At 74.3% G+C, this 25,584-nt stretch carries 27 protein-coding genes; 13 read left to right on the top strand and 14 right to left on the bottom strand.

The window, feature by feature from the left end:
* Positions 1 to 105: 105 nt before the first annotated feature.
* Together A6A27_RS38115 and A6A27_RS38110 are read right to left on the bottom strand one after the other, a co-directional pair.
* Complete coding sequence (locus A6A27_RS38115; RefSeq protein ID WP_073839519.1) at positions 106 to 2,238, bottom strand: SpoIIE family protein phosphatase; 2,133 nt, start codon at positions 2,236 to 2,238, stop codon at positions 106 to 108.
* A gap of 136 nt (positions 2,239 to 2,374) precedes the next feature.
* The gene (locus tag A6A27_RS38110) at positions 2,375 to 2,737 is read right to left on the bottom strand and encodes a DUF6401 family natural product biosynthesis protein (protein ID WP_073839680.1); all 363 of its coding nucleotides are present in this window, start codon (positions 2,735 to 2,737) and stop codon (positions 2,375 to 2,377) included.
* A 162-nt stretch (positions 2,738 to 2,899) separates the two neighbouring features.
* On the opposite strand from A6A27_RS38110, the gene A6A27_RS38105 reads away from it, so the two are divergent.
* Positions 2,900 to 3,349 carry a hypothetical protein gene (locus A6A27_RS38105; protein ID WP_073839518.1) on the top strand — a complete coding sequence of 150 codons (450 nt, stop codon included), beginning with the start codon at positions 2,900 to 2,902 and terminating at the stop codon, positions 3,347 to 3,349.
* Here A6A27_RS38105 and A6A27_RS38100 read toward each other — a convergent pair.
* The 5 genes from A6A27_RS38100 to A6A27_RS38080 all read right to left on the bottom strand — a co-directional run bounded on the left by A6A27_RS38100 (position 3,346) and on the right by A6A27_RS38080 (position 6,086).
* Positions 3,346 to 3,558, bottom strand: a complete 213-nt coding sequence (locus tag A6A27_RS38100; protein WP_073839517.1) for a hypothetical protein — start codon at positions 3,556 to 3,558, stop codon at positions 3,346 to 3,348. The genes A6A27_RS38105 and A6A27_RS38100 overlap by 4 nt on opposite strands.
* A 171-nt stretch (positions 3,559 to 3,729) precedes the next feature.
* Complete coding sequence (locus A6A27_RS38095) at positions 3,730 to 3,990, bottom strand: hypothetical protein (protein ID WP_073839516.1); 261 nt, start codon at positions 3,988 to 3,990, stop codon at positions 3,730 to 3,732.
* A 119-nt stretch (positions 3,991 to 4,109) separates the two neighbouring features.
* Complete coding sequence (locus A6A27_RS38090; protein ID WP_073839515.1) at positions 4,110 to 4,571, bottom strand: SRPBCC family protein; 462 nt, start codon at positions 4,569 to 4,571, stop codon at positions 4,110 to 4,112.
* Positions 4,572 to 4,626: 55 nt separating this feature from the next.
* A complete protein-coding gene (locus tag A6A27_RS38085; RefSeq protein WP_073839514.1) occupies positions 4,627 to 5,043 on the bottom strand; it encodes a DUF2795 domain-containing protein in 417 nt (138 codons plus the stop codon).
* A gap of 65 nt (positions 5,044 to 5,108) precedes the next feature.
* Positions 5,109 to 6,086 carry a YihY/virulence factor BrkB family protein gene (locus A6A27_RS38080; protein WP_073839513.1) on the bottom strand — a complete coding sequence of 326 codons (978 nt, stop codon included), beginning with the start codon at positions 6,084 to 6,086 and terminating at the stop codon, positions 5,109 to 5,111.
* Positions 6,087 to 6,227: 141 nt separating this feature from the next.
* On the opposite strand from A6A27_RS38080, the gene A6A27_RS38075 reads away from it, so the two are divergent.
* Complete coding sequence (locus A6A27_RS38075; RefSeq protein WP_073839512.1) at positions 6,228 to 6,647, top strand: ChaB family protein; 420 nt, start codon at positions 6,228 to 6,230, stop codon at positions 6,645 to 6,647.
* Between the two features lie 54 nt (positions 6,648 to 6,701).
* Here A6A27_RS38075 and A6A27_RS38070 read toward each other — a convergent pair whose 3' ends face one another.
* Complete coding sequence (locus tag A6A27_RS38070) at positions 6,702 to 8,135, bottom strand: aldehyde dehydrogenase family protein (RefSeq protein ID WP_073839511.1); 1,434 nt, start codon at positions 8,133 to 8,135, stop codon at positions 6,702 to 6,704.
* Between the two features lie 72 nt (positions 8,136 to 8,207).
* On the opposite strand from A6A27_RS38070, the gene A6A27_RS38065 reads away from it, so the two are divergent.
* The gene (locus A6A27_RS38065; RefSeq protein ID WP_073839510.1) at positions 8,208 to 9,812 is read left to right on the top strand and encodes a phytoene desaturase family protein; all 1,605 of its coding nucleotides are present in this window, start codon (positions 8,208 to 8,210) and stop codon (positions 9,810 to 9,812) included.
* A gap of 370 nt (positions 9,813 to 10,182) precedes the next feature.
* Here the strand turns inward: A6A27_RS38065 and A6A27_RS38060 are convergent, their stop codons facing one another.
* Together A6A27_RS38060 and A6A27_RS38055 are read right to left on the bottom strand one after the other, a co-directional pair.
* Positions 10,183 to 10,950, bottom strand: coding sequence for a polyprenol monophosphomannose synthase (locus A6A27_RS38060; RefSeq protein ID WP_073839509.1), 768 nt, complete (start codon positions 10,948 to 10,950; stop codon positions 10,183 to 10,185).
* 158 nt (positions 10,951 to 11,108) lie between these two features.
* Positions 11,109 to 11,555, bottom strand: coding sequence for an SRPBCC family protein (locus A6A27_RS38055; protein WP_073839679.1), 447 nt, complete (start codon positions 11,553 to 11,555; stop codon positions 11,109 to 11,111).
* 181 nt (positions 11,556 to 11,736) lie between these two features.
* Between A6A27_RS38055 and A6A27_RS38050 the strand changes: the two genes are divergently transcribed.
* The 8 genes from A6A27_RS38050 (at position 11,737) to A6A27_RS38015 (ending at position 20,523) form a co-directional block, all read left to right on the top strand.
* Positions 11,737 to 13,431, top strand: coding sequence for an HAD-IIIA family hydrolase (locus A6A27_RS38050; protein WP_083673191.1), 1,695 nt, complete (start codon positions 11,737 to 11,739; stop codon positions 13,429 to 13,431).
* Positions 13,428 to 14,402: a glycosyltransferase gene (locus tag A6A27_RS38045; protein ID WP_073839507.1), complete on the top strand. Its 975-nt coding sequence runs from the start codon at positions 13,428 to 13,430 to the stop codon at positions 14,400 to 14,402. Before A6A27_RS38050 ends, A6A27_RS38045 begins: the two co-directional genes overlap by 4 nt.
* Positions 14,387 to 15,604, top strand: a complete 1,218-nt coding sequence (locus A6A27_RS38040) for a glycosyltransferase (protein WP_073839506.1) — start codon at positions 14,387 to 14,389, stop codon at positions 15,602 to 15,604. Before A6A27_RS38045 ends, A6A27_RS38040 begins: the two co-directional genes overlap by 16 nt.
* Positions 15,604 to 16,290, top strand: a complete 687-nt coding sequence (locus A6A27_RS38035) for a D-sedoheptulose-7-phosphate isomerase (RefSeq protein ID WP_073839505.1) — start codon at positions 15,604 to 15,606, stop codon at positions 16,288 to 16,290. The genes A6A27_RS38040 and A6A27_RS38035 overlap by 1 nt, the downstream gene beginning before the upstream one ends.
* 11 nt (positions 16,291 to 16,301) lie before the next feature.
* Positions 16,302 to 17,807 (top strand): PfkB family carbohydrate kinase, encoded by a 1,506-nt coding sequence (locus tag A6A27_RS38030; protein ID WP_443190035.1) that lies wholly within the window; start codon positions 16,302 to 16,304, stop codon positions 17,805 to 17,807.
* A gap of 76 nt (positions 17,808 to 17,883) precedes the next feature.
* Positions 17,884 to 18,585 (top strand): SDR family oxidoreductase, encoded by a 702-nt coding sequence (locus tag A6A27_RS38025; RefSeq protein WP_073839503.1) that lies wholly within the window; start codon positions 17,884 to 17,886, stop codon positions 18,583 to 18,585.
* Positions 18,582 to 19,553, top strand: coding sequence for a glycosyltransferase family 9 protein (locus A6A27_RS38020; protein ID WP_073839502.1), 972 nt, complete (start codon positions 18,582 to 18,584; stop codon positions 19,551 to 19,553). Before A6A27_RS38025 ends, A6A27_RS38020 begins: the two co-directional genes overlap by 4 nt.
* Complete coding sequence (locus tag A6A27_RS38015; RefSeq protein ID WP_073839501.1) at positions 19,537 to 20,523, top strand: DNA topoisomerase IB; 987 nt, start codon at positions 19,537 to 19,539, stop codon at positions 20,521 to 20,523. Before A6A27_RS38020 ends, A6A27_RS38015 begins: the two co-directional genes overlap by 17 nt.
* A gap of 206 nt (positions 20,524 to 20,729) precedes the next feature.
* Here A6A27_RS38015 and A6A27_RS38010 read toward each other — a convergent pair whose 3' ends face one another.
* Both A6A27_RS38010 and A6A27_RS38005 read right to left on the bottom strand, forming a co-directional pair.
* Positions 20,730 to 21,773, bottom strand: coding sequence for a helix-turn-helix domain-containing protein (locus A6A27_RS38010; protein ID WP_073839500.1), 1,044 nt, complete (start codon positions 21,771 to 21,773; stop codon positions 20,730 to 20,732).
* A gap of 170 nt (positions 21,774 to 21,943) precedes the next feature.
* The gene (locus tag A6A27_RS38005; RefSeq protein ID WP_073839678.1) at positions 21,944 to 22,447 is read right to left on the bottom strand and encodes a hypothetical protein; all 504 of its coding nucleotides are present in this window, start codon (positions 22,445 to 22,447) and stop codon (positions 21,944 to 21,946) included.
* Positions 22,448 to 22,774: 327 nt separating this feature from the next.
* On the opposite strand from A6A27_RS38005, the gene A6A27_RS37995 reads away from it, so the two are divergent.
* Together A6A27_RS37995 and A6A27_RS37990 are read left to right on the top strand one after the other, a co-directional pair.
* Positions 22,775 to 23,611, top strand: coding sequence for a class I SAM-dependent methyltransferase (locus tag A6A27_RS37995; protein ID WP_073839499.1), 837 nt, complete (start codon positions 22,775 to 22,777; stop codon positions 23,609 to 23,611).
* 30 nt (positions 23,612 to 23,641) lie between these two features.
* Positions 23,642 to 24,274, top strand: a complete 633-nt coding sequence (locus tag A6A27_RS37990) for a TetR/AcrR family transcriptional regulator (protein ID WP_073839498.1) — start codon at positions 23,642 to 23,644, stop codon at positions 24,272 to 24,274.
* Between the two features lie 24 nt (positions 24,275 to 24,298).
* Here the strand turns inward: A6A27_RS37990 and A6A27_RS37985 are convergent, their stop codons facing one another.
* Both A6A27_RS37985 and A6A27_RS47005 read right to left on the bottom strand, forming a co-directional pair.
* Positions 24,299 to 25,249 carry a TIGR03557 family F420-dependent LLM class oxidoreductase gene (locus A6A27_RS37985; protein WP_073839497.1) on the bottom strand — a complete coding sequence of 317 codons (951 nt, stop codon included), beginning with the start codon at positions 25,247 to 25,249 and terminating at the stop codon, positions 24,299 to 24,301.
* 91 nt (positions 25,250 to 25,340) lie between these two features.
* Complete coding sequence (locus tag A6A27_RS47005) at positions 25,341 to 25,463, bottom strand: hypothetical protein (protein ID WP_274534626.1); 123 nt, start codon at positions 25,461 to 25,463, stop codon at positions 25,341 to 25,343.
* Positions 25,464 to 25,584 lie beyond the last annotated feature (121 nt).

The raw sequence follows: 25,584 nt of genomic DNA, 5'->3' as shown, positions 1-25,584 counted from the left end.
GCGGCGGCCAGGTGGTCACCAGTGCCCCGTAATCCGGCCCGCCATGCCTCCGGGTCCGGCTTGTCCCGACCCTCCTACCCGCCCGCGCCGTCGCCGACGCGCGACTCAGGTCGCGGGAATAAGGATCTCGAACCAGACGGTCGACCCGCGCACCGTCGGGTCGGTGCCCCAGGCGTCGCTCAGCTCCTCGATCAGCCCCAGCCCGCGCCCCCGGCTGCTCAGGGTGTCGGTCTGGGCCCGCGTCACCTGACCCCGGGTGCCCGAGTCGGCCACCGAGACCAGCAGCCGTTCCGCGGTCAGGTCGATCTCCACCCGGGCGGCGGTCCCGGCGTGCAGCAGGGCGTTCGTGGTCAGCTCGCTCGTGCACAGCACGGCGGCGCCGACCACCGACTCGGGCACCTGCCACTCGACGAGCTGGGCGGTCAACCAGTGCCGGACCCGGCCCGGCGCGGTCGGCTCCGCCGGCACCGCCATGCTGGCCGAGCGGCTCGGCTTGACCGCGTGCTCCACGGCGAGCACCGCCACGTCGTCCTCCGTCGTGCCGGGCACGGCGGCGGTGGCCACCGCGCAGAGCGACCGGGGGTCACCGCTGGTCGCCGCCGTCACCGCCGCGGCCAGCCCGGCCAGCCCGGTGCCGAGGTCCTGGCCGCGCCGCTCCACCACCCCGTCGCTGTACAGCAGCAGGGTGTCGCCGGGGCGGAACGCCACGGTAGCCGTCCCCGACTGGTGGCCCAGCCCCAGCGGCGGACTGGGGGGTACCTCGACGTACTCGGCCGCCGGACCGCCCACCGGCGGGCAGCGCCGGATCAACGGGGCGGGATGGCCGGCGCTGGCCAGGGTGATCCGCTCCCGGTCGATGTCGATGACCCCGAACACCACGGTGACGAACAGCTCCTGCGTCCCGCGTTCGGCGCCCAGGCTGGCAACGAGCCGGTCCAGGCCGGCGAGCACGGCGTCCGGGCGCGGGTCGGTGAGCGCCAGCGCGCGCAGCGCGGCGCGGACCTGCCCCATCCGGGCGGCGGCCTGCACGTCGTGTCCGGCCACGTCGCCGAGGACCACCCCGAGCGCGCCGCTGGGCAGCAGGAACGCGTCGTAGAAGTCACCCCCGGCGGCATTACCGTCCACGCCGGGGTCGTACCGCGCGGCGATCCGCAGCCGGGGCAGGTCCGGTAACTGCTCGGGGAGCATGCTGCGTTGGAGCAGCTGGGCCGTGCCGTGCTGGGTCTCGAAGCGGCGGGCCCGCTCGGCGGCCTGGCCGACCAGCTCCGCGGACGCGGCCAGCAGCGCGCGCTCCGCCGGCGACCAGGGGTGCGGGGACTGGTAGCCCACGGTGACCGCGCCGCGGATCACCGCCGAGCGCAGCGGCAGGGAAGCGAGCGACCGGATCTTCTGGTCGTGCCGGTCCGCCGCGGTGTTCCGCAGCGGCTGCCCGTCGGTGGTGAACACGGGCACGCCACTGCGGGACGTCACCACGATCGGGACGGGCGACTCGGCCGGTATCCGGCGCCACAGCGGCGGCAGCCGCTCGTCGGCCTCGTCCAGCAACTCGCCGCGGACCCGGCGGACCATTCGCCAGGCCGGCCCGTCGTCGACCATGAAGGAGACCCGGTCGGCGTCGAACGAGTCGAGGCAGTAGCGGAGGGTGACCCGGGCGACGTCGTCCAGGGTGAGGGTGCCGGAGAGCGCGGCGGCGAAGTCGCTGAGGCTCTGCAACTGTTGGGTGACGTGGGTGGTCTGCGCGGCCACGCTGAGCACGCCGATGATCTGGCCGGCGCTGTCCCGGACGGGCGAATAGCCGCGGGTGAACACCGGTGGCTCGGCGGCCCCGGCCCGGTGCCGGTCGACCGGCAGCACGGCCTCCCGTTCCAGGAACGGCTCGCCCTGCCGGTATGCCCGCCCGATCACCTCCCCGGCATCCGGTTCGTGCCAGATGTCGGCGAACACCTCCGCCGCCGGCCGCCCGAGCGCCGCTGGATGCCGCGCGCCGATCAGTTCGGCGTACCCCTCGTTGTAGAGCAGGACCAGGTCCTCGCCGTAGAGCAGGGCCATCGGCACGGGCGAGGCGAGCACGAGGTCGACCACCGCACGGACGGCCGGGTCCCACTGCTCAGGTGCGCCGAGCGGCGTGCCGGCCCACGAGTGCGCTGCCCCGGCGGGGGACGCGGCGGCGCCCGAGCCCATGGGTGCCCCCGAGGTGGGGGCTGATGGCGTGGGAACCCGCCCGACCGTGCCTGGCATGACCGCAGCCTATCCGGAGAGTGCCGTACTGGTTTCGATCACGCGCGGTGGGCCGGGTCGCCGAATCGCCCGGTGCAGCGGCTCACGCAGGTCAGAGCCGCACGCCGATACGGGGGGAGGGCGGCTCCGCCGTGTCTCAGGCCAGGTGCCGGGGGTCCAGCGAGCGGGCCAGGGCACAGACAGCGAGCAGGCGGGTGAGCAGCCAGTCCGGCTGCGCCCAGTCGATCGGCTTGACCGGTGGCCGCCAGCCGTGCTCCAGCGCCGCGGCGAGGACCCCTTCGGCGTACCCGGCCAGCGCGGCCACGGTCAGCACCCGGCGGTCGCCCTGCAGACTGTCGCGTACGCCAGCGGCGTGCTGGTCGACCGCGGCGAGCAGGCCGGGGTCGGCGGCGGCCGCGATGAGCCCCGCGGTGCCGACGGAGGCGGTGAGCCTGACGAGGGTGGACCGCGCGGATTCCGCCGCGGAGCGGGACACCACCCGGTTGTTCGGCACGCGCATGGTGACCGAGGCTAACCGCGCGGCGAGCGCGGCGGCCTCGGCCGACCGGCCGATGCCGGGGTCCACCGGGCGCGGTCCGGTCCCGCCCGCCGGGATTGAGCCGGCCGCCAGGGGGCAGATGGAAACCGGCGAACCGTGCGGCGGACCCGTGGAGGAGCGGAATTGGCACAGCAGGCGGACGGACCGGACGAGGCGCACCGGCGGCCGGCGGGCGTGAGTGACACCACGGTCGAGGCGCTCGGCAAGCTCAGCGAGGCCCTGGAGTGCGTGGAGCGGGCCCGGGGGCACTTCTACTCGGTGCACCAGCTGATCGGCCACGCCGACCTGATGCTGGACGACGCGGTGGCGCTGTTCCGGTCCGCCGGCCACGACGGGATCGCCGACCGGATCGAGCAGGACCTGCTCGGCCGCAACGTGATCGCCGGGCGCTGGACCTTCCAGCTCATCGAGGACTTCGACGACGGGTACTACGCGCTGTTCCGGGAGCTGGACCGCCGGGCCCGCGACGAGCTGGTCGGCGGCCGGCGGCACCTCTACGAGGCGGAGATGAAGGAACGCCGACGTACCCGGGGGAGGCCGGGACATGAGGCGCGGCCCGGCGCGGACGGCTAGTCGGACGAGCGGGCGTCCGCCGGCCGGCGCCGCATGGCGTCGTCGGCGATGATCACGGTCGCCACCATGAGCGCCACCACGAGGCTGAACAGCCAGGAGCTGTCGGCCACCAGTTTGGCGGCGACGGGCGCCTGGGCGGCGACGAGCAGGAAGCCCAGCCAGGCCAGGCGACGCTGACGGGTGGTGAGGAAGCCGGTGCCCTGTTGCATCCGAAAAGTCTTACGTGGGACGGGAACATCGCCGTCCCCCGTTCGGCCGATTCTGGATGGGCTGTCCGTTTTTCCGACCGTCCGTACCTCACTTCTTGTCGTTTCGGGCGAACCGCGCGTCACCGTCGCACGGGTCGGCCTCCGGGCGCCTCGCGACGCCCGGAGGCGGGATCACGCGTCGGGGCCGGTCCGGCCGGTGGTCGACGGCCGGTACGCCCGGTCCGCGTCGGTCATCTCCCGGCGCTCGGCCTCCGGGCCGGCGCCCCGGTCCACCGCCTCGGGCCCGTGGCCGAACGCGGACTCCTCGCCGGCGTCGTTGCCGGTGACGTCGTCGCCCTGCCCGTCGACGGTCGACCGGGCGATCGCCCGGTCCAGTTCGTGCAGGGAGGTGCGATCCTCGTCGCGCCACACGTGCCTGTCTTTGTCGGTCATTCCCCAGCGGTACCCGGACCTGGTGATCGCAAACGGCCCGGCCGGCTGGCGGCGGGCACGGCGATGGCCGCCGGAACGTACCGGCGGCCATCGGATTTGTCGTGTCCGGGAGCGCGATGTCAGGGGGTGGGTCGCTCGACCGTGCCGCGCCAGGCCCCGGTCTCCTGGCCGCGCCGCTCGATGAACTGCTTGAACCGCTCCAGGTCGCCCCTGGCCCGGCGGTCCACCGCGCCGAGCTTGGCGCCGGCCTGTTCGACCACGCCGTGCGGCTCGAACTCCATCTGCAAGGTGACCCGCGTGTTCCGCTCGTCGAGGCGGTGGAAGGTCACCACGCCGGCCTGCTGGGTGCCCTCGGTGGACCGCCAGGCCACCCGCTCGTCCGGCAACTGCTCGGTGATCTCGGCGTCGAACTCGCGCTTCACGCCGCCGATCTCGACCGTCCAGTGCGTCAGCGTGTCGGAGAGCTGCCGGACCTCCTGGACGCCCTCCATGAAGTGCGGAAACTCCTCGAACTGCGTCCACTGGTCGTAGGCGGTGCGGATCGGAACGGAAACGTCCACGTGTTCCATCACGCCGCTCATCGTCGAATCCTCCTGTTCCCGCCGGTGTCGTCGTACGGAACGTGGGCCGATTCGCTCACCAGCGCGTCGTCTCGTTCTTGTGCCCGAGTGCGGCCCACACCTCGGAAATCGTCTGGTAACGGGTGCCGTCGGGCAGGCGTTCCAGGGCGGCCACGATGTCCGCCGGCGCCTGGTTCTCCCGCGCGTTGGCCACCAGCGCGTCGCGGTCCCCAGGCAGCGCGGTCATGGTGATGAACCGGCCGAGTCGGCTGCGCGCCTCGACGTCGTCCATGCTCATCCCCTGCGGGTTGCCGCCGCGGCTGGCGCCGGCCGTGAGCGTCTTCGGCTCCGGCTGGTCCTCACCCGCCGGTTCCGGCTGGCGGGACTCCTCGACGCGCGAGCCGCCGGCCCCCGGACCCTGGATGAGGCCGCTGACGTCCTGGCTCATGTTGTCGTCGACCCTGGGTGAGTGCTTGCTGTTGCCACGTTCCATGCCGACAGACATGCCCGAGGGGGCCGCCGGTAAACCGGGGGTGGCCGGCAGAGCCGGTCATCCGGTCACGAATCGGCCGGCGCGCGGGGCGGCAGCACCGGCTCGCCCGGGTCAGTGGCGCCGGTCTGCAGCACCCGGCCGCGCTGCAGCTCCGCGTTGACCTGCACGCCCAGCAGCAGGGCGCAGTTGGACAGGTAGAACCAGACCAGGAAGGCGATGACCGCGCCGAGGCTGCCGTACGTGACGTCGTACGAGCCGAAGTTGGCGACGTAGAGGCCGAAGCCGGCGGAGGCGAGCACCCAGGCCAGCAGGGCGAGGGCGCCGCCCGGGGTGAGCCAGCGGAACCGGGGCTGCCGGACGTTCGGGGCGATCCAGAACAGCAGCGACAGCAGGGTCATCGCCACCAGGGCGAGCATCGGCCACTTGGCCACCGTCCACACCGTGCGGGTCAGGCCGCCGACGTGCAGCCGGTCGCCGACCGCGTCGGTGACCGGGCCGCTGACGATCAGCCCGGTGGCGACCACCGCGAGCAGCACCAGCGACAACCCGGCCAGACCGATCTGCAGCGGGCGCAGCCGGTAGAACGGCCGCCCCTCCGCGACGCCGTAGACGGCGTTGGACGCCCGGGTGAACGCGCCGATGAACCCGGACGCCGACCAGAGTGCGCCGAGCAGACCGAAGCTGAGCAGCACCTTCGCCGAGCCCTGCTGCGCCACCACGCCGCGGACCACGCTGACGAAGCCGTCGTTGCCGACCACCGACCCGGCGCCGATCTCCCGCGCCAGGCCGATCACCGTGTCGACGGTCCGCTCGCCGTCGGAAACCAGCCCGACCAGGGCGACCACCACGACGGTCGCGGGGAAGAGCGCCAGCACTCCGTAGTACGTCAACGCCGCGGCCCAGTCGGCGCAGTTGTCCTTCACGAAGTTCCGCCCGCTGCGGACCAGCACCCCGCGCCAGGTCGCCCAGCTCAGCTGGCGTACCCGGCGCGGCATCCGAGCCTGCTTCCGGGCCGGAACCGCCGGCTCCGTCGTCGCCGCCATGACCGCCTCCTCCGCCCCGGGCGCGCCCGTCGCGCGTGGCCCGGCGGTACCCCGGCGCCGAAATCGACAAACCGGGTGGCGGTTTGCGGCCGGAACGCGGGGGAACGGTCATAGGAACCCATCGAGACGGAGGAGGACGAGATGCCCGGGCGCGAGGTACTGCCCAGCACGCTGCGGCGCTCCCCGGCGAAGGCGCAGCGGACCTGGGAGAAGACGCACGACTCGGCCGTGGAGACGTACGGCGAGGGACAGCGGGCGCACCGCACCGCGTTCGCCGCGGTGAAGCACGAGTTCGAGAAGGTCGGCGACCACTGGGAGCCCAAGGGACGCAAGGGCCCGAGCGACCGGCAGGCCGCCGGAGGTGGCCCGGCGCGGCGGGCACCCACCGCCGCCGGGGTGGACGCCAACGCGCCCAAGGAGCACCTCATGGAGGTCGCCAAGAAGCTGGACGTGCCCGGCCGGTCCCGGATGACCAAGCCGGAACTGGTCAAGGCGATCCAGAAGGCGAACGCCCGCCAGACCACCCAGGCCCGGGAGACCGCCAAGTCCCGCGGCCGCTGACCGCACCACCGAAAAGGGTGGCTGTCCCTCGGACAGCCACCCTTTCCAGGTCGGTCACCAGTGACCGCCGCCCGGCGCCTCGATGTGCACCGTCTTCACCGTGCTGAACTCGTCCAACAGTTCCGGGCCGTACCCGAAGCCCTGGCCGCTGCCGCGGCGCGGCTGCGCGGCGCCGCCCGGCGCACCCCCGAAGACCGCGTTCACCTTGACGGTGCCCACCGGCAGCTCCCGCCAGGCCCGGTGGGCGTGGCTCATCGAGCCGGTCAGCACCGTTGCGGCCAGCCCGTACGGCGAGTCGGCGGCGCAGCGCAGCCCCTCGCTGAACGAGTCGACCACGACCACCGGGGCGACCGGGCCGAACGTCTCCTCCCGCACCAGAACCATCTCGTGTCGGCAGTCCGACACCACCGTGGCCGGGTAGAACGCCCCCGGGCCGTCCGGGAGCTCTCCGCCGGTGCGGAGCCGCGCCCCCTCGGCCACCGCCGCGGTGACCTGCCCGTGCACGTGGTCCCGGTGCCGCCGGTCCACCAGCGGTCCGAGCTGCGTACCAGGTTCCCGGCCGGGGCCCACGGTCAGCGCCTCCGCGCGCTGGATCAGCGCGTCGACGAAGTCCTCGGCCACGTCCCGGTGCACGTAGATGCGTTCCACGGCGACGCAGATCTGCCCGGCGTTCGCGAAGCAGCCCAGCGCGGCCTGATCGGCCGCCCAGACCGGATCCACCCCGTTGTCGATCACCAGCGGGTCGCTGCCGCCGTTCTCCAGCAGCACCTTGGCGCCGGTGCGCGCGCCGGCGGCGGCGATCGCCCGGCCGGTTTCGGTGGACCCGACGTGGGCCACCACGTCCACGTCCTGGCCGGCCAGCGCCGCGCCCACCTCGGCCCCGCCGGTGAGCAGGGACAGCACCCCGGCCGGCAGCGCGGTGTCGAGGGCGCGCGCCAGCAGCCAGCCGGTGGTCGGGGTGCGCTCGCTGGGCTTGTAGAGCACGACGTTCCCGGTCACCAGGGCCGCGCCGAGCAGGCCGCAGGAGACCGCGACCGGATCGTTCCAGGGGGTGATCGCGGCGACCACGCCGCGCGGTTCGGGGGTCATGAAGTCGAGGGCGCCGTGCCCGCCGTGCAGCGTCCGCCCGCCGCGCAGCGGGCCGAGCTCCGCGTACTGGCGAAGGGTGCCGATGCCGGCGGCCACGCCGCCGCGGGCGTCGTCCAGCGGCTTGCCCATCTCGGCCGTGGTGGCCTGGGCCAGCTCCTCCGCGGCGGTCTCGACCGCGTCCGCCGCCCGGTGCAGCGCCGCCGCCCGATTCGCCGGGTCGGTCACCGCCCAGTCCGCCGCCACGCCCCGGGCGGCCTCGACCGCCTTCGCCACCTCGTCCGCCGTCGCCACCGGCACGGTGGCCACCGGGGAGTCGTCGGCCGGATCACGTACGACCAGTTCGCCCCCCTCACCACCCGCGCCCCACACTCCACCTATGAGTTGCGCAACCGTGTACATGCGGCGGTGGATGCCCCGACCCGGCCGAGGCAAACGCGTTTTGCCCGGTAACCGGCCGGGTAGGCGGATCGGATGAACCCGCCCGGCGCGCAGAGCGCGGACGCTGTCGTCATCGGCGCCGGCCACAACGGTCTGGTGGCCGCCAACCTGCTCGCCGACGCGGGCTGGGACGTCCTGGTGCTGGAGGCCACCCAGGCGCCGGGCGGGGCGGTCCGCTCGGCCCAGGTCACCGCCCCCGGCTACCTCAGTGACCTCTACAGCTCGTTCTATCCGCTCGGCTACGCCTCCCCGGTGCTGCGCAGGCTCGGACTCGACCGGTACGGGCTGGCCTGGACGCACGCCCCGGACGTGCTGGCCCATCTGCTACCGGACGGCCGGGCGGCGGTGGTCAACCGGGACCTGGAGGTGACCGCGGCCTCGCTGGCGGCGTTCGCCCCCGGCGACGGGGACCGCTGGCGGCAGGCGTACGCGGCCTGGTGCGAGGTGGCCGAGCCGATGCTCGGCGTCATCACCAGTCCCTTCCCGCCGGTCCGTGGCGGGCTGACCCTGCTGCGCCGGCTTCACCTGTCGGGCGCGTTGCGGCTGGCCCGGCGGCTCGTCGTACCGGTCCGCAGGCTCGGCGACGAGCTCTTCGCCGGCGAGGGCGGGCCGGCACTGCTCGCCGGCTGCGCGCTGCACACCGACCTGTCGCCGGACGAGGCGGGCTCCGGGGTGTACGGGTGGCTGCTCGCCATGCTCGGCCAGCAGGTCGGCTGGCCGGTGCCGGTCGGCGGCGCCCAGAAGATCACCGACGCGCTGGTGGCCCGGCTGGTCGAACGGGGCGGCCGGATCGACTACGGTGCCCGGGTCGACCGGGTGCTCACCGCCCGGGGGCGGGCCATGGGGGTCCGCACGGTCGGCGGCGCCAGCTGGCGGGCCCGGCGAGCGGTGCTCGCGGACGTGCCCGCCCCGGCGCTCTACCTGGACCTGGTGGGCCCGGCCGCGCTGCCGCCCCGCCTCGTCGAGGACCTGGCCCACTTCCGGTGGGACGGCTCCACGCTCAAGGTCGACTGGGCGCTGTCCGCGCCGGTGCCCTGGCGCAACCGGGCGGTGGCCGGCGCCGGCACGGTGCACCTCGGCGCCGACCTGAACGGGCTCACCACGTACTCGGCGGCGCTGGCCCGCGGCGAGGTGCCCCGGGACCCGTTCCTGCTGGTCGGGCAGATGTCGGTGGCCGACCCGAGCCACTCCCCGCCGGGTACCGAGTCGCTGTGGTCCTACACCCACCTTCCGTTCCGGCGCGACTGGCGGGGCGAGGAACTCGCCGGACAGGTGGCGCGGATGGAGGAGGTGCTGGAGGACGCCGCTCCCGGGTTCCGCTCACTGATCGTCGGGCGGCACGTGGCCGGCCCGGCCGAGCTGGAGGCGGGCGATCCCAGCCTGGTCGGCGGCGCGCTCGCCGGCGGCACCGCGGCCGCGTACCAGCAGATGTTCCTGCGGCCGATCCCCGGCCTGGGGCGCGCGGACACCCCGGTGGACCGGCTCTTCCTGGCCAGTGCCTCGGCACATCCGGGCGGCGGCGTGCACGGCGCGCCCGGCGCGAACGCCGCGCGGGCCGCCCTGGCGCGCGACCGGGCGTTCGCCGGCGGCCTGTACGCGGGCGCGATCGGCGCGGCGCAGCGGGCGGTCTACCGCTGACGCCCGCCGTGCTCGGCGTGCTCGGGGCTGGGAACGCTCGGCGCACACCCATGCGTGCTCACCGCTTCGGTGGCGGTTCGTCGGCGCGGCGGTGTGCGGGCAGTGGCGCGGTCGCGGTGCGTGATATATGTGGACCGCCGGCATCATGCCGCGCGTTGCCTTTGCTCTGCAGCCAGATACGCAGCGGTCACGGTCGGTACATGACGCGAAGTCGGGCGACGGCGGCCGCTGATCCAACGTCTCAGGTCATCGCGGTGTTGCGCGGATGGCTGCAGAGCAAAGGCGGCGACAGGCATCATAGGCAGAGGGAGAGGTCTCACGCTGCGTCACGATGACGCAGCGTGAGGCTGGAGATGGTGAATCGCTGCCGTCAGTCCGGCAGGTTGCGGTGCCGGGCCCGCAGCATGAACGGCATCAGCGCGCTCTCGATCTTGGTGGCGGTGGTCATCTTCGAGGCGCCCTCGCGGCGCTCCTCGAAGCGGATCGGCACCTCCAGGATGGTGTGCCCCAGCTTGGTGGCCAGGTAGTGCATCTCCACCTGGAAGCTGTAGCCGTTGGACTGCACCCGCTCCAGGCCGATGTCGCGCAGCGCGTCGGCCCGCCAGATCTTGAAGCCGGCGGTCAGGTCGCGGATCCGCACCCGCAGCAGGGTGTGCACGTAGAGGTTGGCCCAGCCGCTGAGCGCACGCCGGTAGAGCGGCCAGTTCTCGTCCAACTCGCCGCCGGGCACGTACCGGGAGCCGATGACCACGCCGGCCTGGGTGGAGAGCAGCGCGCCGAGCATGCCGGGCAGGGCCTCCGGCGGGTGCGACAGGTCCGCGTCCATCTGCGCGACGAACTCGGCGTCGCCGGCGAGCGCCCGCCCGATCCCGTCCACGTACGCCCGGCCGAGTCCCTCCTTGCCCGGGCGGTGCACCACGAGCACCCGGTCCGGGTGCTCGATGGCCAGTTTGTCGGCCACCTCGCCGGTCCCGTCCGGTGAGTTGTCGTCCGCGACGAGCACCTTCAATCCGGGCAGCGGCAGGGCGAGGAGCCGCTCGACCAGCACCGGGAGATTGCCCGCCTCGTTGTAGGTGGGAACGACGACGGTCAGGCGTGCGTCGCGCCACGGGGCGGGCAACTGCACGGGTTCGATCATCACGGACATCCTCGGTCGGCCGACATGGTTCACCTGAGAGGGTAGCCAGTCGCCCGCGCCAGGTCCGCACAGACGCCCGCTCGGCGGGCCGGAAGCGCCGTTTCGGGGTTGCGGGCCGGCGGAACCGACGGTGCGACCGGCGGTCACCGCGAGTGGCGTCAGCGCATCATCTTCTGCCTGGTGGCGATGTCGGAGAGCCGGTTCAACATCTCCTTATTGCGCTGACGCAGGACCAGGCCGTCGAGCCCGGTCCAGACCCAGCGCAACGGTCCGGCAGCGAAATCCTCGCGGAAGCGGACCTGGGTCCGGCCGCCGTCGAGCGGCTCCAGGGTGAAGTCGACGATCGCCTCGCCCGCCGGCCACAGCCTCGCTCGGAGCACGAGCCGGCGCGCCGGTTCGCAGGCCAGCACGTGGGAGCAGTCCTGCAGCGAGAAGGGCCACGGTCCGACCCGGTGGTGCAGCCGGCTGCCGACCTGCGGCCAGCTGTCGTCCACCCCCCGCACGTGCGCCGTGCCGACCACCCAGTCGCTGTACGTCCACCCGTCGGCGAGCACGGCGAAGACCTGCTGCGGGGGTGCGTCGATCACTTTCTCCACAATCGCCACGCCAACCCCGTACCCCGCCTCCGCCACGGCTAACGACGACTCCGGGTTAGCTTCTCGGGGGCGGCGGGTATCGCCGGACCGGGCCGGCGGAGCGCGGGACGCACCGGCCGTGGCAGCACCGGCGGAGGCGGCTCCGCCGAAGTTGATGTTTACTCCTCGGGGGGTCGGGAACCCGCCGCCCGTGCGACGGGACCACGAGCGGGATCAGTGCAGGTCAGCCCGGGTTGACCCGGGTGCTGACCGGTTCCCGTCCGGCCTGTACGACGCGGTGCTGCTGGATCGGGACGGCACGCTCGTCGAGGATGTGCCCTACAACGGCGACCCGGAGAAGGTCCGTCCGGTGCCCGGCGCGCGGGAGGCGCTGGACCGGTTGCGCGCGGCCGGGCTGCGCCTGGCCGTGGTCAGCAACCAGTCCGGCCTGGCCCGGGGCTACTTCACGGAGCGGCAGATGCACGCCGTCCACGCCCGGGTGGAGGAGCTGCTCGGACCCTTCGACAGTTGGCAGATCTGCCCGCACGGCGAGCCGGACGGCTGTGCCTGCCGCAAGCCGGCGCCGGGTCTGGTGCACGCCGCCGCCCGGGCGCTCGGCACCACGCCGGCCCGGTGCGTGCTGGTCGGCGACATCGGCGCCGACATGACCGCCGCCGCGGCGGCCGGCGCGGCCGGCATCCTGGTCCCCACCCCGGCCACCCGGGCGGCTGAGGTGGCTGCCGCGCCCACGGTCGCCCGCGACCTGCCGGAGGCGGCGACCGAGATCCTGCGCCGGGTGCGGCTGGTGGCCGCCCCCGGGTCCCCGCCCCAGCGGGGCACCGTCCTGGTGGTGCGCAGCGACGCGGCCGGGGACGTGCTGGTCACCGGCCCGGGCATCCGCGCGGTCGCGGCCGGCGCCGACCGGGTCGTACTCCTCTGCGGGCCACAAGGCCGCGCAGCCGCCGACCTGCTACCCGGCATCGACGAAATCATCGAATGGCCACTGCCCTGGATCGACGGCAACCCCCAACCCGTCGACCCACACGACATACACCACCTCACCACCCGCCTCACCACCACCCATGCCGACGAAGCAATCATTTTCACCTCCTTCCACCAGTCCCCCCTACCCCTCGCCCTGCTCCTCCGCCTCGCCGGCGTACCCCGCATCAGCGCCATCAGCGACGACTACCCCGGCACCCTGCTCGACATCCGCCACCACGTCCCCACCGGCATACCCGAACCCGAACGAGCCCTCTCCCTCGCCGCCGCCGCCGGATACACCCTCCCCCCCGACGACGAACCAGGACTACGACTGCGTACCGACCGGCTGCCGCCCGTTCCGGCCGGGGCCGGCGAACCGGGCTATGTCGTGCTGCACCCGGGCTCCTCCGTGGAGACCCGGGCCTGCCCGCCCGAGCTGGCCACCCGGATCGTCCGGGTGCTCAGCGCCGCCGGGTACCGGGTGGTGGTGACCGGTGGCCCGGACGAGCGGGACCTGACCGCGCGGGTCGCCGCCGCCGGCGGCGTGGACCTAGGCGGGCGTACCGGACTCGGCGAACTGGCCGCCGTCATCGCCCGGGCCGGCGCCCTGGTGGTCGGCAACACCGGGCCGGCGCACCTGGCCGCCGCGCTCGGCGTGCCCGTGGTCAGCCTCTTCGCCCCCACCGTCCCGTTCGGTCAGTGGGGACCGTACCGGGTGCCGACCGTCCGGCTCGGCGACGCCGGAGCGCCGTGTCGGGACACCCGGGCCACCCGCTGCCCGGTCCCCGGGCACCCGTGCCTGTCCGCCGTGGAGCCGGGGCGCGTGCTGGAGGCGCTGCGGCTGCTCGGCGTACCCGCCGACGCGCCGGAGTCCGTCCTCGCCGGCCCGGTGGCCAGCCGAACCGGCGGGGTGGTCGGATGAACATCCTGGTGTGGCACGTGCACGGGTCGTGGACCACGTCGTTCGTCCACGGCAAGCACCGTTATCTGGTGCCGGTCACCCCGGACCGGGGTCCGTACGGCCTCGGGCGGGCGCGGACCTACCGGTGGCCGGACAACGCCGTCGAGGTGACTCCCCAGCAGCTGCGCCGGTCCGAGGTGGACCTGGTGCTGCTCCAGCGCCCCGAGGAATTCGACCTGGCCTGCGAGTGGCTGGGCCGCCGGGTGGGCCGCGACGTGCCGGCGATCTACGTCGAGCACAACACCCCCAAGGGCGACGTGCCGAACACCCGCCACCCGATGGCCGACCGGAACGACCTGATCATCGCCCACGTCACCCACTTCAACGAGCTGTTCTGGAACAACGGCAACACCCGCACCACCGTCATCGAACACGGAGTCCTCCCACCGGCCGCCGAATGGACCGGCGAGCTGAACCGCCTCGCCGTCGTCATCAACGAACCCGTACGCCGCTGGCGCATCACCGGCACCGACCTGCTCCCCCGCTTCGCCGAGATCGCCCCACTGGACGTCTACGGCATGAGCGTCACCGGCCTGGCCGACCACCTCGAACTCCCACCCGACCGACTCACCAGCCACGACGACCTCCCACAACACGCCATGCACACCGAACTCGCCCAACGACGGGCGTACCTGCACCTGTGCCGCTGGACATCCCTCGGACTAAGCCTCATCGAGGCAATGACCATGGGCATGCCCGTGGTGGCGCTGGCCACCACCGAAGCCGTGGAGGCGGTGCCACCGTCCGCCGGCGCCCTCTCCACCCGGGTCGACGTGCTGCTGGAGGCGGCCCGGGGCCTCGTGGACGACCCGGCGGCAGCCCGCCGGGCCGGCACCGAGGCCCGTAGCGCCGCACGGCAGCGCTATGGCCTGGAGCGTTTCCTCGCCGACTGGGACCGGCTGCTGGAGGAGGAAGTATGCGCATCGCGATGATCTCGGAGCACGCCAGCCCGCTCGCCGTCCTCGGCGGGGAGGACGCCGGTGGCCAGAACACGCATGTCGCGGAGCTCTCCGCCGCGCTCGCGGCCGCCGGCCACGACGTCCGGGTCTACACCCGGCGAGACGCCGTCGACCTGCCCGTGACGGTCCGCACCGCGGACGGCTACGAGGTGGTGCACGTGCCCGCCGGCCCGGCCGAGCCGGTCGCCAAGGACGACCTGCTGCCGTACATGCCCGCGTTCGGGGAGTGGTTGGCCGAGCGGTGGCGGGCCGGCGACTGGCAGCCCGAGGTGGTCCACGGGCACTTCTGGATGAGCGGTCTCGCCGCACTCGCCGCCGGCCGGCGGACCGGGGTGCCGGTGGTGCAGACGTACCACGCGCTCGGCACCGTGAAGCGGCGCCACCAGGGCGCGCAGGACACCAGCCCGCCCGGCCGGATCGAGCACGAGCGCAAGCTGGGCCGCTCGGTCGACCGGGTGGTGGCCCAGTGCCAGGACGAGGTCGCCGAGCTGGTCCGGCTGGGAGTGCCCCGGTCGCGGATGACCGTCGTCCCGTCCGGGGTGAACCTGAGCACCTTCGCCCCGCTCGGCCCGGTCGCCGAACGGGACGGCGTCCGGCCGCGCATCCTCACCGTGGGGCGACTGGTGGAACGCAAGGGCTTCCAGGACGTCATCCGGGCCACCGCGCTGGTCCCCGACGCCGAGTGCGTGGTGGTGGGCGGACCGCCGGCCGGGCTGCTGGAGACCGACCCGTACGCCCGGCGGCTGCGGGCGCTCGCCGAGTCCTGCGGGGTCGCCGACCGGGTCAAGCTGATCGGCGCGGTGCCCCGGGAGGAGATGGGCCGCTGGTACCGGTCGGCGGACGTGCTGGTGGCCGCCCCCTGGTACGAGCCGTTCGGACTCACCCCGCTGGAAGCGATGGCCTGCGGCGTACCGGTGATCGGCACCGCGGTCGGCGGGCTGACCGACACGGTGGTGCCCGGACGGACCGGCGACCTCGTGCCCGCCCGGGACCCGGCGGCTCTCGGTGCGGCGATCCGCCGGCTCTTCAGTGACCGGATCCGCCGGTTCGCGTACGCCACGGCGGCCCTGGACCGGGCCCGCACCCGCTACTCCTGGTCGAGCACCGCCGAGCGGCTGGCGGAGGTGTACGGCCAGGTGGCCACCGTGCGTCGACCCACCCGGGTGGTCGCCTGATGACGGCGCCCGGACCCGTGGTCGGCGGAACGGTCCTGGAGGACCACCTGACGCACCTGGCCGCCGCGTTGCTGCCGTTCCGGCAGTCGGAGGATCTGCTGGCCCGCTGGGGCGGGGAGTTGGCGCACCGGCTGGCCGGCGGTGGGCGGCTGCTGGTGGCGGGCAACGGGGGCAGCGCCGCGGAGGCCCAGCACCTCACCGCCGAACTCGTCGGCAAACTCCGCGACGACCGCGAACCCCTGTCCGCCATCGCCCTGCACGCCGAAACCTCCGCACTCACCGCCATCGGCAACGACTACGGCTACCACGAGGTCTTCGCCCGCCAGGTCCGCGCCCACGGCCGAACCGACGACATCCTCCTACTCCTGTCCACCAGCGGCACCAGCACCAACCTGCTCACCGCCGCCCACACCGCACACGAAACCGGACTGCGCTGCTGGGCCTTCACCGGCCCGACACCCAACCCACTCGCCGACGCCTGCCACGAAGTCCTCGCCATCGACTCGCCGGAGAGCCAGGTGGTGCAGGAGCTACACCTGGTCGCCACCCACGTGCTCTGCGAGTACGTCGACCGGGCTCTGCCGGCGGCGCTGGCCGCGCGGACGGCGGCCGGGTCGGGCCCGGTGCGTACCGGCGTCGAGGTGGTGCTCGGTGACGACACCGGCCGGGAGGTGCAGGCCCGATGAGGAGGTCGAACGTGACGGGACCCGTGGTGGTGCTCGGCGACACCCTGTTGGACCGGGACGTCGAGGGCACGGTGAACCGGCTCTGCCCGGACTCCCCGGTGCCGGTGCTCGACGAAAGCACGTACGTCGACCGCCCCGGCGGCGCCGGCCTGGCCGCGGTCTTCGCCGCCGCCGAGGGCGCCGAGGTCGCGCTGGTCACCGCGGTCGCCGACGACGCCGGCGGGGCCCGGCTCGGCACGCTGCTCGCCGCCGCCGGCGTGCAGCTGTACGCGCTGCCGCTGGCCGGGTCCACCCCGGAGAAGATCCGGCTGCGGGCCCGCGGCCGGGTGCTGCTGCGGCACGACCGCGGCGGGCCGGCCGGCGAGCCCGGTGAGCCGAGCGAGGTGGTGCTGCGGCTGCTCGCCGACGCCGCCGTGGTGCTGGTCAGCGACTACGGCCGGGGCGTCGCCCGGGATCCGGCGCTGCGGGCGGCGCTCGCCGCCACCCGCGCGCCCGTGGTGTGGGACCCGCACCCGCGCGGGCCGGAGGCGGTGCCCGGGGTGCACCTGGCCACCCCGAACGAGGCGGAGGCACGCGAGCTGGCGAAGGTGCGGCCGGGCGCGTCCCGGCTGGTCACCGCGTCCCGGAGCGCCCAGGCCCTGCGCCAGCGCTGGCAGGCCGGCGCGGTCGCGGTGACCATGGGCGGGGAGGGCGCGCTGCTCTGCCACGCCGGCTCGACCCCGCTGGTGGTCCCCGCGCCCGCCAGCGCGGAGGGGGACACCTGCGGGGCGGGGGACCGGTTCGCGGCCGCGGCCGCCCTCGCCCTGGCCGGGGGCGCGCTCGTCTCCGAGGCGGTGCAGGCGGCGGTCGCCGAGGCGTCCGCGTACGTGGCCGGCGGGGGAGTGGGCAATGCGCTGCCCGCCCCGGTCCGGGACGCCTCACCGGTGGTGGTCTCCGGCGGCGGGGACCGGATCGGCGCCGACGCCGCCGGTGCGGTGGTCGCCGAGGTGCGGGCCGCCGGCGGCACGGTGGTCGCCACCGGCGGTTGCTTCGACCTGCTGCACGCCGGGCACGTGGCGACCCTCCAGGCGGCCCGGCAGCTCGGCGACTGCCTCGTCGTGTGCCTCAACTCCGACGCCAGCGTGGCCGGCCTGAAGGGCCCCGAGCGCCCGGTCGTGCCGCAGGGCGACCGCAGCCGACTGCTCGCCGCGCTGGGCTGCGTCGACGCGGTGATGATCTTCGACGAGCCGACGCCGCACGCGGCGCTCTCCTGGCTGCGGCCGGACATCTGGGTCAAGGGCGGCGACTACGCCAGCGGTGGCGGCCCGGAGACCCTGCCCGAGGCGGAGATCCTGGCCCGCTGGGGCGGGCACACCGTCGTCGTGCCCTATCTGGACGGGCGGTCCACCAGCGACATGATCGCGGCGGCCCGCGCCGGTCGAGGCTCCGCCGTCCCGCCGGGCGGCGGCGTCCCGCCCGGCACCGGCGGCCCGGCCCGGGCGGCGGTCATCCGGCCGACGACGGAGGGGGCACGATGAGCGAGCGTCAGCGAGCGAATCATCAACGCAGTGCGGTGGTGCCTCATGCCGGCGTCGAGCGGAGCGAGGAGGCGGCATGAGCAGCAGTCCACCCGGGGCGGGCCCCACCGTCCTGGTCACCGGCGGCGCGAGCGGACTGGGCGCCGCGGTGGTCACCGCGGTGGCCCGCGCCGGCGGCCGTCCCCTCGTGCTGGACCGGCAGCGTCCCGCGGACGGGGTTCCGTGGATCGAGTGCGACCTGGCCGACACCCGGGCCGCCGAGGCCGCAACCCGGGAGCTGGCCGAACGTTCCGGCGGGCTGGACGCCGTGGTCACCGCCGCCGGCATGGACATGCCGGGCCGGCTGGCCGACATCCCGGGGGAGACCTGGGAACGGATCGTCACGGTCGACCTGCTCGCCACGGCCGCGGTGATCCGGGCCGCGCTGCCGTACCTGGAAGCCGCCCGGGGGAACATCGTCACGGTCGCCTCCACCCTCGGCGTGAAGGCGGTCAGCGACGCCACCGCGTACTGCGCGGCGAAGTTCGGCGTGGTCGGCTTCACCCGGGCGCTCGCCGCCGAACTGGCCGGCGCGGTCGGCGTCACCCTGCTCATCCCCGGCGGCATGCGCACCGCGTTCTTCGACGAGCGGGACGCGCAGTACCGGCCCGGCCCCGACGCGGCGCTCAACGAACCCGCCGACACCGCCGCCGCGATCATGTTCGCCCTCTCCCAGCCGGCCGGCTGCGCCGTACGGGAGATGGTGGTCTGCGCCGAGCAGGAATCCTCGTACCCGTGATCCTCGTGCTCCGGGCGCTCGGCGTCGGCGACCTGGCCACCGCCGTCCCGGCGCTGCGCGGCCTGCGGGCCGGCTTCCCGGACCGCGAGCTGGTGCTGGCCGCGCCGGCCTGGCTGGCGCCGCTGGCCGACCTGGTCGGCGGGATTGACCGGGTGCTGCCCACCGACGGGCTGGCGGATCACCCGGCCTGGTCCGGCGCGCCGCCGGAGGTGGCGGTCAACCTGCACGGCCGGGGCCCGCGGTCGCACCGGATGCTCGCCGCCGCCCGGCCCGGCCGGCTGCTCGCCTTCGCGAACGCCGAGGCGGGGCACGGTGACGGCCCGCCGTGGGACGACGACGAGCACGAGGTCCGCCGCTGGTGCCGGCTGCTGGACTGGTACGGCCTGCCGGCCGCCCCGGGCGACCTGGCGCTGCGCCGCCCGCCCGCCGCCGGGATGCCGGCCGGCGTCACCGTGCTGCACCCGGGGAGCAAGATCCCGGCGAAGCGCTGGCCGGCGGGGCGGTTCGCGGCGCTCGCCCGGGCCCTCGCCGACCGGGGGCACCGGGTGGTGCTCACCGGTTTGACCGGCGAGCGGGACCTGTCCGCCCGGATCGCCCGGGACGCCGGGCTGCCGCCGGACGCGGTGCTCGCCGGCCGGACCGACCTGGCCGAACTGGCCGCCCTGGTTGCCGACGCCCGGCTGGTGATCAGCGGGGACACCGGGGTGGCCCACCTGGCCACCGGGTACGGCACCGCGTCGGTGGTGCTCTTCGGGCCGGTGCCGTCGGCGCACTGGGGGCCGCCGCCGGACCGGCCCCGGCACCGGGTGCTCGACGTCACGCGCCGCCCCGGGCGCGATCCGGGTTGGCGGGCCGGCGTCGGGGTAGGAAGCCACCCGACTCTTGCGGCCATTCAGGTGGACGAGGTGCTGGCCGCCGTGGACGAGGCGGAACGGGCGATGCGAGTCTCCGGTGCGATTACGGCGTAGCGATCCGGGCCGCCCGGGGTACGGACGCCGGCGGCGCGGCAAGGGCTGGCTCTTCGTCGACCCGGAGGGCGCGCCGGTCCGCGACCCCGACGAGCTGGCCCGGCTGCGCGATCTCGTCATCCCGCCGGCCTGGCGGGACGTGTGGATCTCGCCGTACCCCAACGGGCACATCCAGGCCACCGGCATCGACGCGGCCGGGCGCAAGCAGTACCTCTACCACCCGCAGTGGCGGCAGAAGCGGGACGAAGCCAAGTTCGACCACGTGCTGGAGGTGGCGCACCGGCTACCGGTGCTGCGCGACCAGGTGGACCACGACCTGGCGCTGCGCGGGCTGCGCCGGGAACGCGTCCTCGCCACCGTCGCCCGGCTGCTGGACATGGGCACCTTTCGGGTCGGCAGCGACCAGTACGCCACCGGCGACGACCCCACCTTCGGCGTCGCCACCCTGCGCCCCGAGCACGCCCGGTCCCGGGGCGGCTGCGTGGTCTTCGAGTTCCCGGCGAAGGGCGGCGTCGAGCAGGTACGCCGGATCGAGGACGCCGAGCTGTGCCAGGTGCTGACCAGCCTGCGGCGCCGGCGGCGGACCGAGGAGCGGCTGTTCGGCTACTGGGACGGCCGGCTCTGGAAGGACGTACGCAGCGACGAGGTCAACGACTACCTGCGGGACGCCAGCGGCGGGGAGATGACCGCCAAGGACTTCCGCACCTGGCACGCCACCGTGCTGGCCGCCACCGAGCTGGCGACGGCCGGCGCCCAGCGCTCCGCGACGGCCCGGAAGCGGGCGGTCGCCGCGGTGATGCGCTCGGTCGCCGACCTGCTCGGCAACACGCCCACCGTGGCCCGCACGTCCTACGTGGACCCGCGGGTGGTGGACCTCTACCACGACGGGGTGGTGGTCCCGGTGGAGCCGGCGACGCCGCGGGAGACGGTGGAGAAGGCCGTGCTGGCGCTGCTGGAGGAGGCGGCCTGACCGGCCCCGTCGTGAGGTCCTGGGGGGAGATGGACGGGGCCGGAATCCGGCGTGGCCGTCGACGGCCGGCGGGGGAACTGGCCGGTCCGCGAGGGTCGCGGAGGCGCCGGCACCGGGCGGCCGCCCGCGACGACCTGTCGCGGGCGCCTCGCCGCGGCCCCCCGTTACCAGTGGGCCGCGCCGGTCTCCCGGCTGTCGGCCCGGGATCAGTATGTCCGCTGCGAGTTGATTACGGACGCCGGAGTGTTGACGATGCGTGCCTGTTCGAGGTGCCGCACCCGGTACGCCTGAGGAGTCTCCTCGTGCGCGGCCCGGAAGGCGCGGCTGAAGTGGGCCTTGTCCCGGAAGCCCCAGCGGCCCGCGATCAGCTGGATCGGCCGGTCGCGCAGGGCCGGGTCGGCGAGGTCGCGCCGGCACCGCTCCAGCCGCTGGTCCCGGATGCACGCCGCCACCGTGGTCTCCTCGGCCTCGAAGAGCCGGTGCAGCGACCGCACTGAGATGTGGTGCGCGTCCGCGATCGACTGCGGGCTCAGCGTGGTGTCCCCCAGGTGCTGGCGGATGTGGGAGCGCACCTGGGCCAGCAGCGCCTGGCGGCGGACCTCGGTGGGTACCACGTCCTCGGACACTAGATGCCGGCCGAGCATCATGGACACCAGGTCGAGCCCGATGCCGGCCAACCGTTCGGCGTCCGCCGCGTGGTACTGCTCGGGGTGACCGGTGATCCGGATGAGGTAGTCGGCGAGCAGCGCCCCGATCCCCTCGTTCCCGGGCATCCGGCCCGCGAACAGCGCGGCGAGCCGGCGGTGGGGCAGCGGCAGCGCGTCGTACGGGATGAAGGCCACGATCGAGCTGGGGTGCGCGGGCCCGTGGTGCTCGCCGTGGTGGCTGACCTCGTGCGGCCGGGAGCAGTCGTAGAAAGTGAAGTCGCCGGGGCGGCATTCGCTCCGTTGGCCGGCCTGGTCCGCCGTGCCGGTGCCGGCGAGGGTCAGCGCGAGCACGTAGTAGTCCGGGTCGGAGCGCTGGATCAGCTTCCGGCTCCGGACGCAGTCCAGCGACGGGTAGCGGTAGCGGACCAGCCGCATCCGGCCCAGGTCGATGGTGTCCGCCCGCGCCACGAAGTCGTCGGCGTGCTCGGTGCGTACCCGCAGGGGCGCGGGCGAGTCGGCGAGCATGTCCAGCCACAGCCCGAAGCGATCGGCTGCGGGCACCCGCTCGGTGTCGAGAATTATCCGGTTGAGCATCATTTCCATGGCACGACCCCCGTGTTTCGGTCACCCTCCATCCATGACGACGTCCCACGGAGGCCGCAGTCTGCGGTCGTGGGGCGTCTGATATCCGTCATTGACGAGGATAACTTCATCTGTTAGATCCGTCGGCCTCGGCCGGTGTCCCGGGCCGGGCGCGGGGTCGCGCCCCCGGATCAGTCGTTCAGGACCTGCGCCAGCCGGTCCCGGAAGTGGCGCTCCGAGTCGCTGACCACGTCGCCGCCGAGGCCCAGCAGGCCGCCGCTGGCGGCGGCACCCACCACCTGCTCGGCGATCTCCACCAGCCAGTGCCGGTAGGCCCCGGCCTGCCCCTCGTCCACCTTGGTGGCCAGCAGGGTCGACGCCTGCGCGGCCCGGGCGAGCACGTCGTCGGTCATCGCCTGCGGGTCGGCGGGCTCGATGACCGGCAGCTCCGCGCCGATCTCCGGGTCACCCACTCGGGCGACGACCTCGCCGGCGACGGCGGCCACCAGCGGGCTGGCCGATTCGCGTCCGGCCGCGATGGTCTCCAGCCCGGCGGCGTTCTCGGCCATGGTGCGTCGGGCGCCGTCGGACTCCGCCGCGCTCGCCGCGGTGAGGACGGACTGCGGCAGCCCGACCAGCAGCCCCCACTCCTCGTCGGAGAAACCGAACCCGGTGTACGCCGGCTGCTCGATCACGATCAAGCCCCTTTCGCCGTGGTGGTCGTGTGTGGACGGGCACGCCTGGTGTGCCCGGGTCAGGCTAGTCCAGCGTCAGCAGGCCCTGTTCGGACACCACGCGCACGGACAACGTCTGGTAGCCCACCTCGTCGAAGAGCACCGTCATCCGGTCCTCCTCGTAGCTCAGCACCAGGCCGGGACCTCATTCCGGATGCCGTATGTGGCTGTGCACCACGCGGTACCCCCGTCGATCACGGCCGAAACCGGACCAGGTGTTGACGGGCCTGCTCGTCGAGTCCATTCTGAATACGCGTTCATGAACAGTCGTTCATTAAGGAGGCCGGGGTGGGGACGATCGTGAACGGGCATCAGGAGCAGGCCTGGAACGGTTACGAGGGGCGACACTGGGCCGCGCACCAGGCCCGCTACGACGCCGTCAACAGCGGCTTCAACGAGCTGCTGCTCGCCGCCGTCCGGCCCGGTGACCGGGTGCTCGACATCGGCTGCGGCAACGGGCAGCTCACCCGGCTCGCCGCCCGGCGCTCCGGCACCGGCCACGCGGTCGGCGTCGACTTCTCCACGCCGATGCTCGACCGGGCCCGGGCGTCGGCGGCCGACGAGGGCGTGGACAACGTGGACTTCGTCCGCGGCGACGCCCAGGTGCACCCGTTCCCGGCCGCAGGGTTCGACGTCGCGCTGAGCCGGTTCGGGGTGATGTTCTTCGCCGACCCGGTCGCCGCGTTCGCCAACGTACGCCGGGCGCTGCGCCCGGGCGGCCGGCTCACCTTCGTCTGCCTCGACGACGTCCGGCGGGGCGACCTCGGCGGAGTGCTCGCATCCCTCGCCGCGCACCTGCCGCCGGGCACCGACGGCACGGCCGCCGGCGAACCGCTCTCCTTCGCCGACCCCGACGTCGTCCGCGGGGTGCTCGCCGACGCCGGGTTCGTCGAGGTGGCCTGCGCCCCGCGGCCGGCGCTGGGACGGTGGGGGCGGGACGCGGCGGACGCGGCTGCCTTCCTCGCCGGCTGGGGGCCGGTCCAGCACCAGCTCGCCCCGCTCGACGCGGCGGTCGGCGAGCGGGTCCAGGCCGCGCTGGTCGAGGCCATGCGCCCGTACGAGGGCTCGGACGGGGTGCACCTGCAGGGCGCGGCCTGGCTGGTCACCGCCCGGTGCCCCGACTGACCGCCAAGCGCCTCCTTAGGATGCCCCCTCATGGCACCGAGACGAGCGGCGGCGCTGCGCGGCGGCGAGCAGAGCCTACGGGAGCACCTGATCGCCGCCGCCCGGGCGCTGGTCGCCCGGCGCGGCACCGCCGGGCTGACCGTCCGGGACATCGCCGGGGAGGCCGGGGTCGCCGACGGGGTGCTCTACAACCACTTCGCCGACAAGGAGGAACTGCTCGCGTACGCGCTGCACGCGCACGTGCGGGCGGTCGAGGCGGAGCTGGACGGCGCGGCTCCCCGCCCGGGAGAGGGGACCGTCGCGGCGAACCTGCGCGCGTACCTGGCGCGGGCGCTGGCGCTGCACGCGGCGATCCTGCCGGCCTTCGCCGGGCTGACCGCCCAGCCGAAACTGCTGGCCCGCCTGGGTGACCTGGCCACCCCGCTGGCCGGCGGCCAGGACCTGCGGACGGAACTCGCCGGTTACGTCCACGCCGAGCGGCGGCTCGGCCGGGTGGCCGCCTCGGCCAGCCCGGAGGCGGTCGCCACGCTGGTCGTCGGCGTCTGCCACGACCTGGTCCTCGGCCGGCTGCTCGACCCGTCCGGACCGCCACCCGAGCCCCCGGCCGAGCTGGTGGACGCGCTGGTCGCCACCCTGCTGCACGGCGTCCTGCCCGGCGACTAGCGGCGGCCCGGCACGGCCGGACGGTCAACGCAGCCGGGGCAGCACCTCGCGCTGATAGAGGTCGAGCAGGCCCTGCCAGTGCGGGCCGGTGTTGGTCACGTAGAGCTCGTCGTAGCCGGCCTTGGCGAACTTGTCGATCATCTCCAGGTGGGCGTCCGGATTCTTGCCGCAGACGAACGACTGCTTCATCATCTCCGGCTTGACCAGCTGCGCGGCCTGCTCGAAGTGCCGCGGCGAGGGGAGCACCTGGGACAGCTCGCCGGGCATTGCCTCGTTCGGCCACTTCTCGTACGCGAGCCGAGCGCCCTCGTCCTCGCTCTCGGCGTACGCCGCCTTGAAGCCGGCCTGGCACGGCTTGTCGCCGCCGCCGCCGTCCCGGAACCGGCGGACCAGGTCGGCGTCGGGTTTGGTGCTGATGTAGCCGTCGCCGATCCGGGCGGCCAGGGCGATCGACTTCGGACCGAAGCCGGACAGGTAGACCGGCGGGGGAGTGTCCGGCAACGTGTAGATCCGCGCGTGCTGCACCGTGTAGTGCTGGCCGTAGTGGTTGACGAACCGGCCGCGCCACAGCTTGCGCATCACCTCGACCGCCTCCTCCAGCATCGCCAACCGCAGGTCGAGCTGCGGCCAGTGGTCGCCGAGGATGTGCTCGTTGAGCGCCTCGCCGGTGCCGACACCGAGCACGAACCGGCCTGAGTGCAGCACCGCGCTGGTGGCCGCGGCCTGGGCGATCAGCGCCGGATGGATTCGCATGATCGGGCAGGTCACCGCGGTGGTCACCGGTAGCGAGCAGACCTGGCTGAGCGCGCCGATCGTGGACCAGACGAAGGAGCTCTGGCCCTGCACGTCGAGCCAGGGGTGATAGTGGTCGGAGATCCACAGCGCCGCGAAGCCGGCCTGCTCGGCGGCGCGTGCCTGCGCGAGCAGTTCCGCCGGGCCGTACTCCTCGCTGGACAGGAAGTAACCGATCTTCATCACATCCCCCTCGCCGGGTGCCGGGCGCACCGTACGGACGACGAGAGCCGTACCCGGGAAGCTGGCGCGCGAACGCCGCCGGCTCCGGCGATCAGCGGCGGAACATCGCGCGGATGGCGAGCAGCAGGAGCAGGCCGCCCACCACCAGGCCGAGCAGGCGTACGCCGGGGATCTCCGCGGCGGTGGTGGCGTCGGCGAGCAGCGCGGGGTGCATGGTCGCACTCTCCCACGGCATGCCGGGGTGCGCCAGGCGCTAACAGTAAGGATTGTTGACTATTTCGGGAGGCGATGTGACCATGACACCACCGCCGGAGGCGGCGGGCCGTGGGGGAGAC

Source organism: Micromonospora sp. CB01531 (assembly GCF_001905095.1).
Classification (GTDB): domain Bacteria; phylum Actinomycetota; class Actinomycetes; order Mycobacteriales; family Micromonosporaceae; genus Micromonospora.
The sequence above is the reverse complement of the archived record's forward strand: the minus strand, read 5'-3'. Positions and strand labels throughout refer to the sequence as shown.